Source organism: Aeromonas molluscorum 848 (genome assembly GCF_000388115.1).
In the GTDB taxonomy this organism is placed as follows: Bacteria; Pseudomonadota; Gammaproteobacteria; order Enterobacterales; family Aeromonadaceae; genus Aeromonas; species Aeromonas molluscorum.
Genome location: NZ_AQGQ01000083.1, coordinates 1 through 16,987, shown reverse-complemented (window position 1 = coordinate 16,987; position 16,987 = coordinate 1). Strand labels below are relative to the sequence as shown.

Below are 16,987 nucleotides of genomic sequence, written 5' to 3'. Positions count from 1 at the left end.
GCATCGTGCTGCGGCTGCCATCCTCATAGTGCAGCTCCCATCAGGGCGTTGTCGGCATCCGGGTAGCTAATGTCCATGCTGCGCACTCTGCTGGGCAGGCTCGCCAGGGGAACTGTCTTGAGGGCGCCATCCAGGTGCTGGTTCACCTTGATGGCCGCATCCACCTGATGGTCGACCAGCGCAGGAGACTTGCCCGTAATGGGGTTGGTACCGGACCAGAACTCCACCGTATTGAAGATGAAGAGGTCCGCTGTCGCTGCCAGGCCATAGACGGGAGAGAGCAGCACGAAGACACCGGCGCGGCCATAACGGTTATCCACCACCTTGAGGTTGCCTTTGGTCACCATGGAGGAGAGCCCCATCTGCCCCATGCAGCCGCCAAGCCCCAGGGTGCCCATCGCCAGCAGCAGCGACAATGCTACCTTCTTGCCTGTCTGTTGTGCCATATCCGTCATGTCCGCCATCTTGAATAATCAAAAGGCGGCCAGCCTAAACAAGGGGGGAGATGGCCACAATCGGCAAGGGGGGTTCAGTACAGGCAGGGTTCAGTTTAGCGGTGCGATCGCGCAATGAATCGACAATGGCAGGGGATGACGCTCAATCACTGATGGGTATTTGTTTCAAGCAGAGCCGGTTGCCCTCTTTTCTACTGCCTCCAGGAGGCGTAACCTTGCAAACTGTGCGGGCAAATGCCCTTCCCTATGCCTAGCTCCGTCAATCCACGCTATCACAGGATATCCATCCTGCTTCACTGGGCCATGTTGTTACTGATCGCCGCCGTCTATGCCGCCATGGAGCTGCGGGACCTCTTTCCCAAAGGCAGTGAGGGGCGTGATGCCATGAAGGAGTGGCACTTCATGCTGGGGTTGCTGGTATTCGCCCTGGTCTGGATCCGGCTGCTGGCTCGCCTGCTGTTTAGCCGCCCCGCCATTACGCCGCCGCCCGCCAGATGGCAGCAACAGTTTGCCAAATTGGGCCATCTTGCACTCTACGGCCTCATGATAGCGCTCCCCCTGCTCGGGTGGTTGCTGCTCAGCGCCGGCGGCAAACCCATCCCCTTCTTTGGCCTCTCTCTGCCTGCGCTGATCCCGGCAGATAACGCACTCAAGGGATCCATCAAGGAGTGGCACGAAACACTGGCAACGCTGGGCTACTTCCTGATAGGCCTGCATGCCCTGGCTGCTATCTATCACCACCATGTGCTCAAGGACAACACCCTGACCAATATGCTGCCAGGTAAACGCAGCTAACCCGGCTCCCGTTCCAGATAACCAGGATGACCCACGAAGCCGGCCCGCTCATAGATTGGGCGGCCGGTATCGCTGGCATGGAGCCAGAGCTTGCCAAGCCCGCGCTGGTCGGCATAGGCGGTCATGGCATCAAGCAGCTGGCTAGCCAACCCCCACTTGCGCCAGGCCGGTCTGGTATACATGTTGAGCAGATAGGCTTCCCTGCCCGCCAGATTGCCGGGGTAAGGGGGCCTCTCGAACAGGGTCAGGCTGCCCACCGCCAGCAATCCGCCGGCCGCCTCTTCATCCTCGGCCACCCAGGAGATGAGCCTGCCCTCGGCCATTGCGCGACTGAAATAGTCGACGCTGGCCTGATGCAGCGCCTCCTCCTGCCCACCCAACGCTTCCCCCAGCTCGACAAAGAGCGCCATGCGCAGCGCCACCAATGCAGGGATGTCGGCCAGAGTGGCCTGACGGACCCTCACTTTCTTGTCTCCCAGCCACAACCGGGGTTAGCCATGTTGACCGGCACCCCCGCGGCAAACGCGAGCAGGTTGTCAAAAGCCTGCCCCAGATAGAGCTCGTAGCTGTCGCGAGTCACATAGCCCAAGTGGGGTGTGCCTATCACATTGGTCAGGCTGAGCAAGGGATCCTGGCTCGATGGCTCGCGCTCGAACACATCGAGAGCGGCAAAACCGGGCCGTCCGGCGCGGAGCGCACAGAGCAAGGCACCGGAGCCGACCAGTTCGCCCGGCTGACGTTGACCAAGAGGGCATCGGGCTTCATCAGCGCCAGATCTGCACCAGTAACGCAGTGGCGGGTGGCCTCGCACAATCGCAGGTGCAGGCTGAGCACATCGCTCGCGAGAAACAGCGCCGCTTGACTCGGCGCCGCCCGATAACCTGCGCTGCGGGCTTGGGCGCGGGACGCCTCACTGCCCCACACCAGCACCTCCATGCCAAAGGCCTGACCGAAAGCCGCAACCCTGCGTCCTATCTTGCCAAACCCCCAGATCCCCAAAGTCAGGCCCGCCAAAGAGCGACCCAGCCCCAGGCTGCCGCTATCTTGCCAGCGCCCCTGTTGCAGCCCCTGCCAATAGGCGGGCAACTGACGGCTCGCCGCCAATATGAGCGCCCAGCACAGCTCGCTGGGCGCCACCGGTGAGCCATTTCCCTCCACGACCAGGACCCCATGGCGACTACAGGCAGCCAGATCCAGATGCTGGCTGACCTTGCCTGTCTGGCTGATCAGCCGCAACCGGGGCAGCTGTGCAAGCAGGCGTTCATCGATCTCACTGCGCTCACGGATCAGCACCAGGGCATCGAACGGACCTAGCCGCTCAACCTGCTCGGCCTCGCTTCGGGCTGGAGCCCGAAACAGTATCACCTCATGGTCTGCCAGCTTGGCAAAACAGGCCAGCTCGCGCGCGGCCTCCTGATAGTCGTCCAGTATGGCTATCTTCATCCCTGCTCCCCGGGCCCTCGCCCATAAAAATGCCGGTCAATGACCGGCACCATGGTGCATGAAAATATTTCCATTTGGCAATGTGACTCGCCGGTGGCCCAAGTCACCAAAGAGGCGAGACTTCCGGTTGGTTGCCGCCTCATCGATGCCTGGTGAGCCAGCGATCCAGCGAGAAGGGACCCGCACCCCACACCAGTAAGGTCAGCAACATCCAACCCCATAACTGGTGATCGAAGAAACCACTCGGCCACAGGGTCGGATAAGAGATGACGGCGATGATATTGAAGCCAAACAGCAACAAGGCGGCGGGTCGGGTCAGCAGGCCGAGGAGCACAAGCACGGGGATCAGCAACTCGGTGGCCGTCCCCATATAAGCGGCCCACTGCCAGGGCAGCAACGGCACCTGGTATTCGAACTCGAACAGATAGAGGGTCGAATCCCAGGCATTGAGTTTGAGCCAGCCCGAACGAAAAAAGGCCTGGGCGACCCAGAGACGCGCCAGCAACAATACCCAGCCCGACAGGGCTCCCTGCCAGCGCTCGGCCAGTTGTTGACCACGTACAATGAGATGTTCCATCCGATGATTCCTTTCTGTTTTCCTATTGAGCGCCAGGGCCCGACTCGGCGCCGAGTGAAAATGACACCAACAGGCCTTGCGTGACAAGTTGTGGCAAAAGGGCGCCAGGCGGTAGCTCGCCATCGAGCTCTGCCAAGGGGATCCCCTGGCGGCAAGCCTGGAGCAATTGATACTGCGCTTCGTCAAGCGCCAATGGGATGACGCTGAAGTCAGGCTGTTTTTGCAATGCGAGCCAACCGGGCTGCAGTGGCTGGGCGGGCGTCTCGGCGTCTGCCAATGCCATCCGCCACAGGCCGACCACGTCGGCGCTAACCGACAGCAAGACAAGATTGCTGGCAACCAGCAGACGCACCCTGTCCCACTCATCCGGCGCCAACGCCGCCAGGGCTTGCGCCGGCCACTGGCGATCCTCGAATGGCAACAGGCTCGCGCGTTCCAACTGCCACTCAAAACGAGCCAACTCTGCCAACCAGGGCAGATGCGCCGTGGTCGGCAACGCCCCGAGCCAGTCGGCGAAACCGGCGCCATAGCCGGTCACACAGCCCTCTCCTGGCGGGTTGGCCAGAATGAAACCACGGGCGGCAGCGGCGAAAAAAACCTCCCCCACCATGACCTGGGTCGCGGCATAACTGATGGAGAGCACGTCGGTGAGACTGAGGATGAAATTGTTGCGATAGACCTGCAGCAAGGCCTCGGGAGGAAAACGCCCTTGCTGGATATGTGCCGCAACCTCGTTTGGCTCGCCGAGCAGACTGGCGGCAAATTCCCGCTGCAGCGCCCCGACAGAACCTGAGTCAGATGGATAGTCAACCTGCTCAGACATGGTGATTCTCCTGGCGCCGAGCCATGGCAAGCTCTGCTATCTGGCTGGCCTTGTCGGCTTCGGCAATCAACACAGAGAGCGCCGGGATCTCGAGATCCCATTCAACGAGGGTCGGTATGCTGCGCCTGGCGCAGATAGCGCGGTAGAGTGCCCAGACGGGTTCCACCACGGGGCAACTGTGGGTATCTATGTAAAGGTGGCCCTGTTCGAGTGCCTTGTCGGTGAAGCCGGCCAGGTGGATCTCTTTGACCGTCTCGAGGTCGATGGCTGCCAGATAATCCATGCAACTGAAGCCATGATTGGAGGCGCTGACATAGAGGTTGTTGAGATCGAGCAAGAGGCCACAGCCACTGTGCTGCTGCAGTTGTGCCAGGAAGTCCCACTCCGGCATACCCTCTGCAAATTGCAGATAGGATGAGGGATTCTCGATCAGCAATTCGCGCCCCAGCTGATCCTGCACCGCCTTTATCTTGTCACTCATCTGAGCCAAAGCTGCCCGGGTGTAGGGCATGGGTAACAGATCATTGAAGTAACGGCCATCCACACTGCCCCAGCTCAAATGCTCAGAGATCCGCACAGGCTTGATTGCCGTGACCAGGGCCCGCAACCGGGCAAGATGGACCTCATCGAGGGGATCGCTCGAGCCCAGGGACATGCCGACGCCATGCAGACTGATGGGGTAGTGCTCGGCCAACTGGTTGAGTACATGAAAAGCCCGGCTGTGGGGCTCAAAATAGTTTTCGCTGTGAACTTCCAGCCAGCCAATATCGGGGCGTTCTGCCAGCAGAGTCTGGTAGTGAGGGGGGCGCAGGCCAATTCCGATGGAGGAGTGCATTAACCCTGTCTCCCTTGCATACAAGGAGGAAGGGGCGACGAGTGAACAGCGCCGCCCCATGAGTGCTTACTTCGGCTGCAGGCTTCCACCGGCCAGCTTTTCGCACAGCCCTTTTGGCACGACCACGAAGGCATCACCCGCCGCATCAGCCTTGGCGGTCCCGGCGCAGGAGCTGGTCTTGGTCGCGCAGTCATTCTGGCCAGCCTTGACCACACCGAAGCACTTCTCTTTCTCGTCGGCAGCCATGGCAGGGGTTGCGATAAACTGGGTGCCCAGGGCCAGCAGGCCAGTCATGGCAGAAGCAAGAGCGATCGATTTCTTCATGTTCATATTCCTTCTGAAAAGAGGCCGTCGGGGTTGAATGAACCGCGGCGCGGGTCAGTAAATAGAACCGGCCTCCTCCCACTAATCTTTCAGGGAATGTCAGAAAAAATGTAAAGCCAATGGAGAAAAATCCACTTAACAGTAAACAAGGTTCTGTTTTAAATGAAAAATAAAAAAAGGCAGCCGCTGCTGCCTTTTTGTTTTCTTGCCGAGGAGTTATCCCATCAGTAGAAGATACGATCGCCCCGTTCACTCATCTTCAGCCAGACCGGTTTGGTACTGGTCTTGCTCCAGACTCTGTGCAGATAGCTGTAAAAACGCGCGCGATCGCGGCGAAACAACATGATGGGAAACGCCAGCACGCCAGCCAGGAGCACCAAGGTGCGACGCAGGATGATGCGAGTCAGGGAGAAGGGATGGAACATGATTGAACGCCTCACTGGTAAGACCACTAAACAGAGCTTACGCCACGAACTGTTGAATTACTACACCATTTATCCTCATGCGGTCACGCAACTCCGTATTCAATGGTGTTAATGAAATTAAATTACGTTTTTTAACTAAGCGACAACAATATTTGCCCAAGAGGCAACCCTTGACCAGAGTTAAAGCAGACGCGAGAGGAGGGATGAGGAATGAAGATTGGCAACCTGATGCTCATAGGCCTGCTCGGCCTGTTCGCCCAAAACGAATGGCAGGAGTGGCGCAGCAATATCAATGACAGAATCGCCTTCGATGACAAGGGGGTTCCCACTGCTAGTCTGTGGCAGTGTGGTTTGCTCAAGCAACGCATGGCAGATCTGGATGAAATCAGGACGCAGGGTTCGCCCATGCAACGGCAGGATATGGTCGAATTGAGGAGATATCTGGATACGCAGTGGTTGTCACAGCGATGTGACTCGGCGTTGGAACAGGGGTAAGCGAGGGAAGTAATGGAGGCACGTTCCGGAGTCGAACCGGACTAAACGGATTTGCAATCCGCTGCATAACCGCTTTGCTAACGCGCCACAGGGTCAATACATGAATTTTGTTACTGACATCTCATCGTTGGTGTCGATGGGATAATTTGGAGCGGGAAACGAGACTCGAACTCGCGACCCCGACCTTGGCAAGGTCGTGCTCTACCAACTGAGCTATTCCCGCCTGAACTCATGCTGTCCGGTCTTGCCTGACAACGAGCCGCATTATACGTACCCCCGCAGGCAGCACAACCCTTTTTTACGCCTCAAGGCCAGGAGCACGACCGTTTGCTCAGGCTTTATTCGCTTTGGGTAAAAAAAGCACGTCCCGCTGTGACCCGGCAGGCGAATTTAGGATAAAGCCATTGAAATACAACGCCTTTGGCCCGAAACTGACCAAGTTACTAATTGGATTCTCAATAGAACCTCATACGATGAAATGGATCTTCAAGGCGCGCGGACTCAAAACACAACTGATGCTCGCGTTTTTCATGCTGGGCATGGTGCCCTTTCTGGTGGTCGCCCTCTTCTTCCTTCACACCCACGGCAAGGATCTCACCGCCCAGACCTCGAACCATCTGGTCTCGGTCCGCAACATCAAGAAAAACCAGCTGGAAGACTATTTCGCCAACCTCAAGGCTCAGGTGCTGGGCTTCTCCCAGCAGGATTTTGCCGGTAACAGTATCGGCCGCTTCTATGGCTTCACCGGGGCCTTCGAAAAACTGGGTACTACCCCTCAAGAAGCGCGCCTGCGGGCCCATAATCGCTACATCACCGGCTCCTGGGATCAACTGCGTAAACCCGATCCCCAAAACAGTGACATAGAGCCCTCCATCAGCGCCCTTATTCTGGCGGACGAGATGTACGGCCGAGTCCATCAGCGGTTTCATCGCGGCTATGCCGACATGGTGCGCAAGTCCAACTACAGCGACATCTTCCTCATAGACATCAATGGGGATGTCGTCTATTCGGTCACCAAGCGAGCCAACTTCGCGACCAATTTGCTCTCCGGCCCCTACCAGTCGAGCGGCTTGGGTGACACCTTCACCCGCATCAAGCGCCGACTGGACAGCGGTGAATCACCCCAGACGATTTTCGAGTTCACCGACTTTAGCCGCAACGAGCTGACCGGTGAAGTGGTCGCTTACCTGGCGGCTCCCGTGATGCAGTATGACTATGTGCGTGGTGTGGTTGTCTTCGAGCTGCGTCCGGACAAGCTCAACGAGATCATGGGGGAGCGTGAAGGGCTGGGGGAAACCGGCGAGACCATTCTCATAGGCCCGGATAAACGGATGCGTGCCAATGCCTGGCTGGCACCGGAATTCAGCGTAGAGAAGAGCTTCTCCCCCGATTTCCGCCCCCTGGAGACCCCCCTTATCCTCAAGGCGCTCTCCGGTGAGCAGGGCGTCGGGCTCTTCGAATCCTATCAACGGGACGAGGTGCTGGCCGCCTACACCCAGGTCAAGGTGTATGATACCGAGTGGGCCTTTATCGCCGAGATATCGACCCGGGAAGCCTATGACCCCATCCGCAAGCTGGAGACGCTCTCTGTGCTGCTCGGGTTCGGATCCCTAGTGTTGCTCATTCTCTTCTCCCGCTGGCTGTCCAACTCCATCACAGCGCCACTGCGATCCCTCACTGCCGCCGCCGAACAGGTGGCGGATGGCGCCCTGGATCACCCCATCGCCATTCCTCGCACCGAAGATGACATAGACCGCCTCGCCCAGGCGTTTCGCCATATGCAGCGCTCGGTGAAGGACAAGATTGACTTGATTGAACGCCAGACTCAGGAGCTGCAACAGCAGGTCAAGCTGACCCACAAGCAGAACCTCAGCCTGCAGCAGGCCGACAAACTCAAAGACGAACTGCTCGCCAACACCTCCCACGAACTGCGCACCCCCATCCATGGCATCAAGGGGATGGCGGAAGCCATGCTGGCCGGTCAGCAGCAGTTGACCGAGGGTCAGCAACAACAGCTTGGGCTCATCATCAAGAGTGCCGATGGACTGGCGCGACTGGTGGATGATCTGCTCGATTACCATCAGATGCGCTACGGCCAGCTGGAGATCCACTCCCAGTCCGTCAACGCCAAGGGCGTGGTGCGCCTGGTGCTGGATCTCTGCCAGCATCTGGTACAGGCCAAGCCGCTGACTCTGGTCGACATCACGCCACAGGAACTCCCTCCCGTGCTTGCAGACGAGCAACGGCTCGAACAGGTGCTCTACAACCTGGTCGGCAACGCCATCAAATACACCCCTCAGGGAAAAGTCGTGCTCAGTGTCAGCCAGGATGAACACTTCCTCTGGATCAAGGTCACGGATACCGGCATCGGCATCGCGCAAGAGAATCTGGAGCACATCTTTGAGCCCCTGGTGCAGATGAGTCATGAAGCGGGCAAGCAGGGGGCGGGGCTGGGGCTCTCCATCACCCGCCAGCTGATCGAGCTGATGGGCGGCCGGCTTACGGTGCAGAGCGAGCCGAGTGTCGGCTCCACTTTCTGCTTCAGCCTGCCGCTCTCTCATCACAATGCCCTGCCCGGCCCCAGCGAACTGCGCCCCAAAGATCATGCGCTGGTGCGCCATGTCCCCCTGAATCTGCCCGAATGGGAGAGTGAGGATCTGCCCCCGCCGCCACCGGATGTGCCTCTGTTGCTGGTCGTGGATGACGAACCCATCAACCTGCACATCTTGCGCCACCTGCTGCAACCTTGTGGCTATCGGATACTGCCGAGCAGCGATGGCCATGATGCCCTGGCCAAACTCGCCACCGAGCCGGTGGATCTGGTACTGCTCGATGTGATGATGCCAACCCTGTCAGGGTTCGATGTCTGTCGCCGTTTGCGCGAGAAGAGCCCCAAGGATCAATTGCCGGTGCTGCTGCTCACGGCCCTCAACCAGCCCAAGGATATCGAAGAGGGCTTCAATGCGGGCGCCAACGACTATCTGGTCAAACCGTTCTGCAAGGAAGAGCTGTTCGCCCGGGTACGAGCGCTGCTCGAGGCCAAGCAAGGCCGTGCAACCCTGGTTGAAAACCGACTGCTCAAACAGGAGATAGAACACAGACTGAATCTACAGGAGAGCCTGCGTCAGGATCAGCAACGCCTGCTTGCCCTCATCAGCGAGGGGGGAGATGCCATGGTGTTCATCGACCAACAGGGCAGAGTGCTCTTTGCCAGCCGCGCCCTGGCCACCCGCCTCGGTCAGGAGCCGGAGGCCATGGAGGGCCAGGCCCTCGACGAGTGGCTGAGCCAGCCCCTGCATACCCAGTGGCCGGATATGGCCAACCATGGCGAGCAGAGCCTGCAGTTTTGCGTGGCGGGCCAGAGTGAACTCACCCTGGTGCGCGCCCTGCCTATCCAGCTCAACGATTGTCTAGCCTACGCCCTCATCTGCAGCCAGAGCGCGCCGGACGAACACAGAGTCGCGGCCCTGGAAAATGCCCTCAAGAGCCTGTCACGCCAAGCCATCATCGAAGATGAGCACCTGCTCGGAGAGCTGAGTCGGCTCGGTGGCGAGTTCCGTTCCCTGGCCGACAATCTGATCCGCCAGCAAGATGATGACCCCCTGCGCCACGCCCTGGTCGACACCATGCGCCTCTCCCTCGATGCCTGGCAGCACAGCACCGGCAAGGGCAAGATAGTGTTGGCGGAGAAGAGCAAGCTGTGGCGAGTCTACATGGACAGGTCCAGTCCCCAGACCCGCACGCTGGACAAGTATTTGAGCCTGGATACCTTGCCCAAGGCGCCACGCTGGAAGACGGTGGTCGCCACAGCCGAGTATGTGATCAAGCAGTGCCCCCTGAGCGAGGCCCAGCAACAGAGCCTGCACCAGAGCGCCCAGCTACTGCGCCAGCTCGCCAACCGCAAGAGCTGACCCTCAGGTTCTGGTAGCCCAGCGGGCACTGAGCAGGCTCCTCGCGGTGCCCGGTGGGGCAGGCACTGAAGGGCTGAGCACGCCTCTCAATGCCTGCGCCAGCTTCGCAACACCAAGTCCGGGGCCGGCTGGTTGCCCCCTCGCTATTGACACTTTTTTGCATTGCCTCTGGCCGCCATGAGTGGCTATATCTCCCCCGGCAGCCGATGGCTTTCATCCTGGCAGCACTTTTACCCTTTCCCCCTCTTCCAAGCTCCTTCTCTGTCAACAGCACGGGTCCATTTGCAGCGTCCATCACGCCAGATGCACATCACCAGCCTCAGCCATAGATCAGCGCAGGTGAGATGTCTTGGGTCAGAGTGGGCCTGGCTGCGCCCCCCGCCTGAAGGCACCTCGTCGATAGGTGATCCCGGGTCAGCGCCGGGAGTCCGTGCCCAGGTTAATCCCCACTCATGGGCCTCCCCCAGTCAGGGGCCGAGCCTCCAGGCCAGAAGATGGCGACGGCATTTTTCTAGCCGGCCCTCCCCGCTGAAGGAGAGAAGCCCAACTACCGCATCAGGTTTTTTCTTCAAGAGAACAAAGAGCTCAAATAGAGGATAAAAACCGACCAGATCTTCGTCACATTATCGTCAAATAAAGGGTTTTATTAGTACTTTTTGCGCGAACACAAATAACTTAATTACATGATTTTAAATCATTAATTCATGATATTGACGTTTTCAACGTCGGGACGGGGATTTTTACGATATCAACGTAAGGATTAAATGTTTATTTCTTGTTAAACCTGCTTAGCTAAGGGGGGTCATACAGACCCAGACATGAGGTTGAGCGCCAGCGATGCGCCCCTCAACAAGATCAACAGGGACGTCCATATAACAAGGAAACAATATGCTTGCCAAAGTATCCCGGGTCGCCGCCGCCTGCATGCTGGGGAGCCTGATGCTCTCTGCCGGGGCCGCCAATGCCGCCGACAACAAAACTGTGCTGACCCTGGTCGCCCAACAGGAAACAGCTTGGGTTAAAAACTTCAACCCCTTCCTGCAGGCCGGTCTGCTGCACACCACCAAGGAGTTCATCTATGAGCCCCTGGTTATTTTCAACGAATTGCAGGGAGGCAGACCCGAGTACCGGCTCGCTACCCACTATGAATTTGGCAAAGACCTGAAATCGGTCACCTTCGATCTGCGTCAGGGAGTCAAATGGTCCGATGGCGAAGGCTTCGATGCCGATGACGTTATCTTCTCCTTCAATCTGGTCAAGGCTCACAAGGCACTGGACGAACGGGCCATCTGGACCCAGATCACCGGGGTCGAGAAGCTGGACCAATACAAGGTCAAATTCAAGCTGGCTGGGGTCAATACCGGCGTGGTTAACCAGATAGCGCTGGTGCCGCTGGTACCTGAGCATCAATGGAAATCGGTCAAGGACCCCGTCTCCTTCACCAACGATCAGCCCGTCGGGACAGGCCCCTTCACTCAGGTCGACAACTTCTCCGCCCAGCTCTATACCCAGTGCCGCAACCCGCACTACTGGGATAATGCCAATCTCGCCATCGACTGCATCCGCATGCCGCAGATGGCCACCAATGACCAGGTGCTGGCCGCCGTCATGAAGGGCGATGTGGACTGGTTCGGCTCCTTCGTGCCGGACATAGAGCGCCTCTATGTCGGCAACGATCCCAAGCACAACAAGTACTGGTTCCCCGCCTCGGGCACAGTGGCCTTCAACGTCAACTTCCAGACCAAGAACCCGGGCAATCACGAAGCCTTCAACGATGTCAACTTCCGCCGCGCCTTCTCCATGGCGATGGACAGACAATCCATGGTGGACATCGCCGGCTACGGTTATCCCACCATCAACGAATATCCGTCCGGCCTTGGCAAGCTGTTCGACAGCTGGAACAACCCGGATGTCGATCAGAAGTTTGGCAAGTTCAACAAGTTCGACATGGCGGCCGCTCAGGCACTGCTCAAGGAAGCCGGCTACAAGGACTGTGACGGCGACAAATTCCTCGATACCCCGAGCTGCAAGAAAATTGCGTTCAAAATCATAGTGCCGAACGGCTGGACCGACTGGGTCAACACCGTCCAGATCGGGGTAGAGGGGCTCAAGGCCCTGGGGATCGATGCCAAGACCTCCACTCCAGAAGCGGCAGTCTGGACCGACAATCTGGTCACGGGTGATTTCGACGTTGCCCTGCAAGGCTACCTGACCGGTGCCAACCCACAGAACTACTTCGAGACTGCCTTCCACTCGCGGAACATGGGTGAACGCGGTAACCGCTTCGCGGCCCCCCGCTACAAGGATCCCGCCCTGGACAAACTGATTGACGGTTTCAGCCAGACCGCGGATCTGGCCAAGCAGAAACGCCTCATGAACGAGATCCAGGAGCGAGTCGGTGCCAACCAGACCATCATTCCTGTCTACAACAACCCGACCTGGTACGAGTACAACACCAAGCGTTTCCATGGCTGGTTCAACGCCGACAACCCGGTCGCCAAACCCCAGGTACACAGCAATACTCCTGAGCGCCTGCTGCACGTGCTCTCCCTCAAACCCAACGTCTAAGAGAGCCACTCGCATCTTGACAATACGGGCCCCTCGGGGCCCGTTTCTATTTCCCCCATCCCTTGAGCCAAGCGCCCTATCCAGGTCACTCCGTGCGCCAACAGGCTTGCCCGCTGCGAGCTTGATTGCTGCCGGACTCGGCAGGCCAGGCGAACAGGACTTGCGACGCTAAGCTCCCTTTGCCTTTTCAGCTATCAGGGCAGAGCCGAGCGAATAAGCCCCAGGGGGTTACGCTGCCAGAGCACGATGACAAGGCGTACAAGCCGACCCATCACGCAGCCCTCATATAAGCAAGGGCGAAAAGAAGGGCGAAAAATCGGTGCCGGTAACAGCCTGCCGATGGCAGTGAGCTATCGCGCCCTCTTGGGAACACGAGCGCAGCCACGCTGTCCGAACCGCCATCTGCCGCGCCCTTGCCGGTGAGCAGCAAAGAGAGCTCCGCCATCTCAGCTGCCAGGAGAGGCCTGGCTCCTGGGCACTAACATTGGCATTGGCTCTGGCTCTGGACATCCAAGCCTTGCATCTCAAGGATGGGCCATCAGCCATTCTGCCAATGGGGTCTGCGAATAAGGCGGGACTCAGCCTATGAACGCGCCGACAGGCCTGCCGCTTGTCTGACTAGATAGACCCTGCATCCCTTGCCCACCATCGAAGTGACAAGCCGCCCTCCCACGGATTAGCTCGTCCGAGCAACCCAATCCTGCAAGACTGCATCGAACGAGGCAATGCCAGCGCCGCGACCCGCCCAGAACAGAACAGAACAGAACAGGCATGCTGCGACTGTCCTGTCCCCTCACGATGAAAGACTCATGAAAATCTCAGCGAAATGGTCGATGACGTGCGTGGGATCACGTCCTGAATGGCACTTTCCCAGCTTGTTTCAAATGTAAAAAAAAGCCTCGAAGGCAGCGGAAAAATCTGGGGCGATCGAGTTCACACATTCGGCTTCTACCCCATTTGAACGCTAACTTTATATTTGGCGTAAATAAATGTAACTATATAATTTTAAAGGGTTTGAAATTTAATTTGACGAGAATGACGAAAGGGTCTGGGTTTTTACGAAATCGACGAAATCAGACCTTGTTGTTCTTCTGTTAACTCTGCTTTGCTAGGGGCGTTGGATTAGATAAAGACAAGGGTGCAAAACCTGCCCAACACAGAGGGCCGATATGCATAGCATGCGATGTCGGTGCTCCATTCCAAAATATGGAAGACCAATAAGAAAGGAAAACATATGCTTGCCAAAGTATCCAAAATAGCTACCTCAGTCATGCTGGGAACCCTGATGATTGCTGGCGCCACCAGCAGTGCCATGGCCGCCGAGAACAAGACTGTTCTGACCATGGTCGCCCAGCAGGAGACCGCCTGGGTCAAGAACTTCAACCCCTTCCTGCAGGCAGGTCTGCTGCACACCACCCGTCATTTCATCTATGAGCCACTGGTTATCTTCAACGATATGCAAGGGGGCAAACCCGTCTATCGTCTGGCCACCAACTATGCATTCAGCGATGACCTGAAGTCCGTCACCTTCGACCTGCGCGACGGGGTCAAGTGGTCCGATGGTGAAGCCTTCACCGCCGACGACATCATCTTCTCCTTCAATCTGGTCAAAGCCAACAAGGCGCTGGATGAACGCTCTATCTGGACCCAGATCAAGAGCATCGAGAAGCTGGGTGACCACAAGATCAAGTTCGACCTGACCGAAGTCAACACCAACGTGGTCAACGATCTGGTGCTGATCCCCATAGTGCCTGAGCACCAGTGGAAGTCCGTCAAGGATCCGGTTGCCTTCACCAACGACAAGCCGGTCGGAACTGGTCCCTTCACCGAAGTGGACAACTTCTCCGCCCAGCTCTATACCCAGTGCCGCAACCCGCACTACTGGGATAATGCCAACCTCGCCATCGACTGTATCCGCATGCCGCAGATGGCCACCAATGACCAGGTGCTGGCCGCCGTCATGAAGGGCGATGTGGACTGGTTCGGCTCCTTTGTGCCGGACATCGAGCGCCTCTACGTCGGCAACGATCCCAAGAACAACAAGTACTGGTTCCCGGCCTCCGGCACAGTGGCGTTCAACGTCAACTTCCAGAGCAAAAACCCGGGCAACCACGAAGCCTTCAACGACATCAACTTCCGTCGCGCCTTCTCCATGGTCATGGATCGCCAGTCCATGGTGGACATCGCCGGTTATGGCTACCCGACCGTCAACGACTATCCGTCAGGTTTGGGCAAGGCCTTCGCGTCCTGGGACAACCCGGACGTCGAGAAGAAATATGGCAAGTACAGCAAGTTTGATGTCGAAGGGGCCAAGGCTCTGCTCAAGGAAGCGGGCTACAAAGACTGTGACGGCGACAAGTTCCTCGATACTCCGACCTGTAAGAAGATCGAGTTCAAGGTACTGGTGCCCAACGGCTGGACCGACTGGGTCAACACCGTCCAGATCGGCGTCGAAGGCTTGCAGGCTCTGGGTCTGAACGCCAAGACCTCCACCCCGGAAGCGACCGTCTGGACAGACGCCCTGGTCACCGGTGACTTCGATGTCGCCCTGCAGGGTTACTTTGCCGGTGCCAACCCGCACAAGTACTTCGAGACCGCATTCCATTCGCGCAACATGGGTGAGCGTGGCAACCGCTTCGCGGCCAACCGCTACAAGGACCCGGCGCTGGACAAGTTGATCGATGACTTCACCCAGACTGCCGATGCTGCCAAGCAAAAAGAGATCATGTTCGCCATTCAGGAACGTGTCGGTGCCAACCAGACCATCATCCCGGTGTTCAATAACCCGACCTGGTATGAGTACAGCACCAAGCGTTTCCATGGCTGGTTCAGCGCCGACAACCCAGTCGCCAAGCCGCAGCTCCACCCGGATACGCCTGAGCGTCTGCTGCACGTGCTGTCCCTCAAGCCGAACAGCTAAATCCTCCTGGCCCCCTGCGGGGGGCCTTCTTCCCCGCCGCCTACTCATCTCCCGGATCTGCCGGGGTTGGGGTAGCTATGCCCGGTGCGGGGCGGACTTGCAGTAAAAGGTATCATCATGGGATTTATACTAAGACGTTTCTCCTTCTATCTGGTCGCCTTCCTGGTGGCCGCCACCATTAACTTCCTGCTACCCAGAGCCATGCCAGGGGATCCCGTCTCCGTCATGTTTGCCCGGGCCGGCGCCATGATGGAACCCGCAGCCCTCGAGGCACTCAAGGCCACCTTCGGCTTTGTAGATGGTCCGATTGGCACTCAATTTCTGACCTATGTGAAGAGCGTCTTCACCTGGGATCTCGGCACCTCGGTGCGTTGCTACCCGCAGCAGGTTGCCGACGTACTGGGTCGCGCCATCGGCTGGACCCTGTTCCTGGTGGGCACCTCGACCATCATCAGCTTCTCCTTCGGCTCCATCGTCGGCATCTTCGCCGCCTGGTACCGGGGTGGCCGCATGGACAGCATCCTCTCGCCACTCACCCTGGTGATGCAGGCCATCCCCCCCGTGGTGGTCTCCCTGCTCGCCCTGTTCCTGTTCGGGGTCAGTCTGGAGTGGCTGCCCATCGGCTATGCCTACAGCCCCGAGATCAAGGCTGACTTTGGCTGGGAACACATCAAGAGCATCATGCTGCACGCCATCATGCCGGTCGGCACCCTGGCCATCGTGCAGGTGGGGGGCTTCCTCATCACCATGCGCAACAACATGATTAACCTCTTGGGGGAAGACTACATCACCATGGCCAAGGCCAAGGGGCTCTCCAACAGACGGGTCATCTTCAACTACGGCGCCCGCAATGCCATCTTGCCGAGCGTCACCGCGCTCTCCATGGCACTGGGTTTCGTCATCGGCGGCTCCCTCATCACCGAAGTCATCTTCAACTACCCGGGCCTGGGCCTGACCCTGTACCAGGGCATACTGGCGCGCGACTACCCGCTCATTCAGGGGCAGCTGCTCATCATGACCATCACCATGCTCAGTTTTAACTTCCTGGCCGACATGCTCTACGTCTTCCTGGATCCCCGTCTGCGTACCGGAGGTAAATAAGATGCGTATGCCTACCATCCTCAAGATTTTACTGGGCAACAAAAAGGCCGCCTTCGGTCTGGCCATCGTCGTCTCCTTCGTGTTGATGGCCGTGTTTGCTCCGCTGCTCGCCAGCAATGAACCGACCAAGCGGGTTGCCCGTCCCCACCAGCCGCCCAGTGCCGAATACGTGATGGGCAGCACCCGCATGGGACACGATATCTGGGCCCAGTTCACCAATGGCGCCCGCATCTCGCTGATGGTGGGCTTCGGGGCTGGCCTGCTGGTCTGCGCCCTGGCCATCGGCATCGGCATCACCGCCGGTTACTTCGGCGG

13 protein-coding genes, 2 tRNA genes and 3 pseudogenes are annotated in these 16,987 nt (G+C 58.3%); 7 read left to right on the top strand and 11 right to left on the bottom strand.

The features are described from left to right. Nucleotides 1–446: pseudogene (locus tag G113_RS12150) on the bottom strand (DUF3332 domain-containing protein); the annotation flags it as partial. 255 nt (nucleotides 447–701) lie between these two features. Here G113_RS12150 and G113_RS12145 point away from each other — a divergent pair. Beyond that, on the top strand, nucleotides 702–1,250 hold the full coding sequence (locus G113_RS12145; protein WP_005902510.1) for a cytochrome b: 549 nt from the start codon (nucleotides 702–704) through the stop codon (nucleotides 1,248–1,250). On the opposite strand, the gene G113_RS12140 is transcribed toward G113_RS12145, so the two are convergent. The 8 genes and pseudogenes from G113_RS12140 to G113_RS12110 all read right to left on the bottom strand — a co-directional run bounded on the left by G113_RS12140 (nucleotide 1,247) and on the right by G113_RS12110 (nucleotide 5,677). Further along, a complete protein-coding gene (locus G113_RS12140; RefSeq protein ID WP_005902508.1) occupies nucleotides 1,247–1,714 on the bottom strand; it encodes a GNAT family N-acetyltransferase in 468 nt (155 codons plus the stop codon). The two genes, G113_RS12145 and G113_RS12140, sit on opposite strands and share 4 nt — an antisense overlap. After that, nucleotides 1,711–1,875, bottom strand: coding sequence for a hypothetical protein (locus G113_RS21810; RefSeq protein WP_005902506.1), 165 nt, complete (start codon nucleotides 1,873–1,875; stop codon nucleotides 1,711–1,713). The genes G113_RS12140 and G113_RS21810 overlap by 4 nt, the downstream gene beginning before the upstream one ends. Before the next feature lie 18 nt (nucleotides 1,876–1,893). Further along, nucleotides 1,894–2,693, bottom strand: a pseudogene (locus tag G113_RS12135) (D-2-hydroxyacid dehydrogenase family protein); the annotation flags it as partial. Between the two features lie 139 nt (nucleotides 2,694–2,832). Next, entirely contained in the window at nucleotides 2,833–3,270 is a 438-nt protein-coding gene (locus G113_RS12130) for a DoxX family protein (RefSeq protein WP_005902502.1), read from the bottom strand. 22 nt (nucleotides 3,271–3,292) lie between these two features. After that, nucleotides 3,293–4,093 (bottom strand): HvfC/BufC N-terminal domain-containing protein, encoded by an 801-nt coding sequence (locus G113_RS12125; RefSeq protein ID WP_005902500.1) that lies wholly within the window; start codon nucleotides 4,091–4,093, stop codon nucleotides 3,293–3,295. Then, a complete protein-coding gene (gene bufB / locus G113_RS12120) occupies nucleotides 4,086–4,928 on the bottom strand; it encodes an MNIO family bufferin maturase (protein ID WP_005902498.1) in 843 nt (280 codons plus the stop codon). The genes G113_RS12125 and bufB overlap by 8 nt, the downstream gene beginning before the upstream one ends. 66 nt (nucleotides 4,929–4,994) lie before the next feature. Further along, nucleotides 4,995–5,252 (bottom strand): BufA1 family periplasmic bufferin-type metallophore, encoded by a 258-nt coding sequence (locus tag G113_RS12115; RefSeq protein WP_005902497.1) that lies wholly within the window; start codon nucleotides 5,250–5,252, stop codon nucleotides 4,995–4,997. A 224-nt stretch (nucleotides 5,253–5,476) separates the two neighbouring features. Next, nucleotides 5,477–5,677 (bottom strand): YbfA family protein, encoded by a 201-nt coding sequence (locus G113_RS12110; RefSeq protein WP_005902496.1) that lies wholly within the window; start codon nucleotides 5,675–5,677, stop codon nucleotides 5,477–5,479. Between the two features lie 210 nt (nucleotides 5,678–5,887). Between G113_RS12110 and G113_RS12105 the strand changes: the two genes are divergently transcribed. After that, nucleotides 5,888–6,172: a hypothetical protein gene (locus G113_RS12105; protein ID WP_005902495.1), complete on the top strand. Its 285-nt coding sequence runs from the start codon at nucleotides 5,888–5,890 to the stop codon at nucleotides 6,170–6,172. Nucleotides 6,173–6,185: 13 nt separating this feature from the next. Here the strand turns inward: G113_RS12105 and G113_RS12100 are convergent. Continuing rightward, nucleotides 6,186–6,259, bottom strand: a tRNA-Cys gene (locus G113_RS12100). Between the two features lie 60 nt (nucleotides 6,260–6,319). Continuing rightward, nucleotides 6,320–6,395, bottom strand: a tRNA-Gly gene (locus G113_RS12095). Between the two features lie 250 nt (nucleotides 6,396–6,645). Here G113_RS12095 and G113_RS12090 point away from each other — a divergent pair. The 5 genes and pseudogenes from G113_RS12090 to G113_RS12070 form a co-directional block, all read left to right on the top strand. Continuing rightward, a complete protein-coding gene (locus tag G113_RS12090) occupies nucleotides 6,646–10,083 on the top strand; it encodes an ATP-binding protein (RefSeq protein WP_005902494.1) in 3,438 nt (1,145 codons plus the stop codon). An 888-nt stretch (nucleotides 10,084–10,971) separates the two neighbouring features. Further along, the gene (locus G113_RS12085) at nucleotides 10,972–12,651 is read left to right on the top strand and encodes an ABC transporter substrate-binding protein (protein ID WP_005902492.1); all 1,680 of its coding nucleotides are present in this window, start codon (nucleotides 10,972–10,974) and stop codon (nucleotides 12,649–12,651) included. Between the two features lie 1,234 nt (nucleotides 12,652–13,885). Further along, the gene (locus tag G113_RS12080; RefSeq protein WP_005902491.1) at nucleotides 13,886–15,571 is read left to right on the top strand and encodes an ABC transporter substrate-binding protein; all 1,686 of its coding nucleotides are present in this window, start codon (nucleotides 13,886–13,888) and stop codon (nucleotides 15,569–15,571) included. Nucleotides 15,572–15,688: 117 nt separating this feature from the next. Continuing rightward, entirely contained in the window at nucleotides 15,689–16,672 is a 984-nt protein-coding gene (locus tag G113_RS12075; protein WP_005902490.1) for an ABC transporter permease, read from the top strand. A gap of 1 nt (nucleotide 16,673) precedes the next feature. After that, nucleotides 16,674–16,987: pseudogene (locus tag G113_RS12070) on the top strand (ABC transporter permease); the annotation flags it as partial.

Bases quoted from the DNA above. Each gene is read 5' to 3' on its own strand.
- G113_RS12145 (WP_005902510.1), top strand. From the start codon at position 702: ATGCCTAGCTCCGTCAATCCACGCTATCACAGGATATCCATCCTGCTT.
- G113_RS12130 (WP_005902502.1), bottom strand. From the start codon at position 3,270: ATGGAACATCTCATTGTACGTGGTCAACAACTGGCCGAGCGCTGGCAG.
- G113_RS12125 (WP_005902500.1), bottom strand. From the start codon at position 4,093: ATGTCTGAGCAGGTTGACTATCCATCTGACTCAGGTTCTGTCGGGGCG.
- bufB (WP_005902498.1), bottom strand. From the start codon at position 4,928: ATGCACTCCTCCATCGGAATTGGCCTGCGCCCCCCTCACTACCAGACT.
- G113_RS12115 (WP_005902497.1), bottom strand. From the start codon at position 5,252: ATGAAGAAATCGATCGCTCTTGCTTCTGCCATGACTGGCCTGCTGGCC.
- G113_RS12110 (WP_005902496.1), bottom strand. From the start codon at position 5,677: ATGTTCCATCCCTTCTCCCTGACTCGCATCATCCTGCGTCGCACCTTG.
- G113_RS12105 (WP_005902495.1), top strand. From the start codon at position 5,888: ATGAAGATTGGCAACCTGATGCTCATAGGCCTGCTCGGCCTGTTCGCC.
- G113_RS12090 (WP_005902494.1), top strand. From the start codon at position 6,646: ATGAAATGGATCTTCAAGGCGCGCGGACTCAAAACACAACTGATGCTC.
- G113_RS12085 (WP_005902492.1), top strand. From the start codon at position 10,972: ATGCTTGCCAAAGTATCCCGGGTCGCCGCCGCCTGCATGCTGGGGAGC.
- G113_RS12080 (WP_005902491.1), top strand. From the start codon at position 13,886: ATGCTTGCCAAAGTATCCAAAATAGCTACCTCAGTCATGCTGGGAACC.
- G113_RS12075 (WP_005902490.1), top strand. From the start codon at position 15,689: ATGGGATTTATACTAAGACGTTTCTCCTTCTATCTGGTCGCCTTCCTG.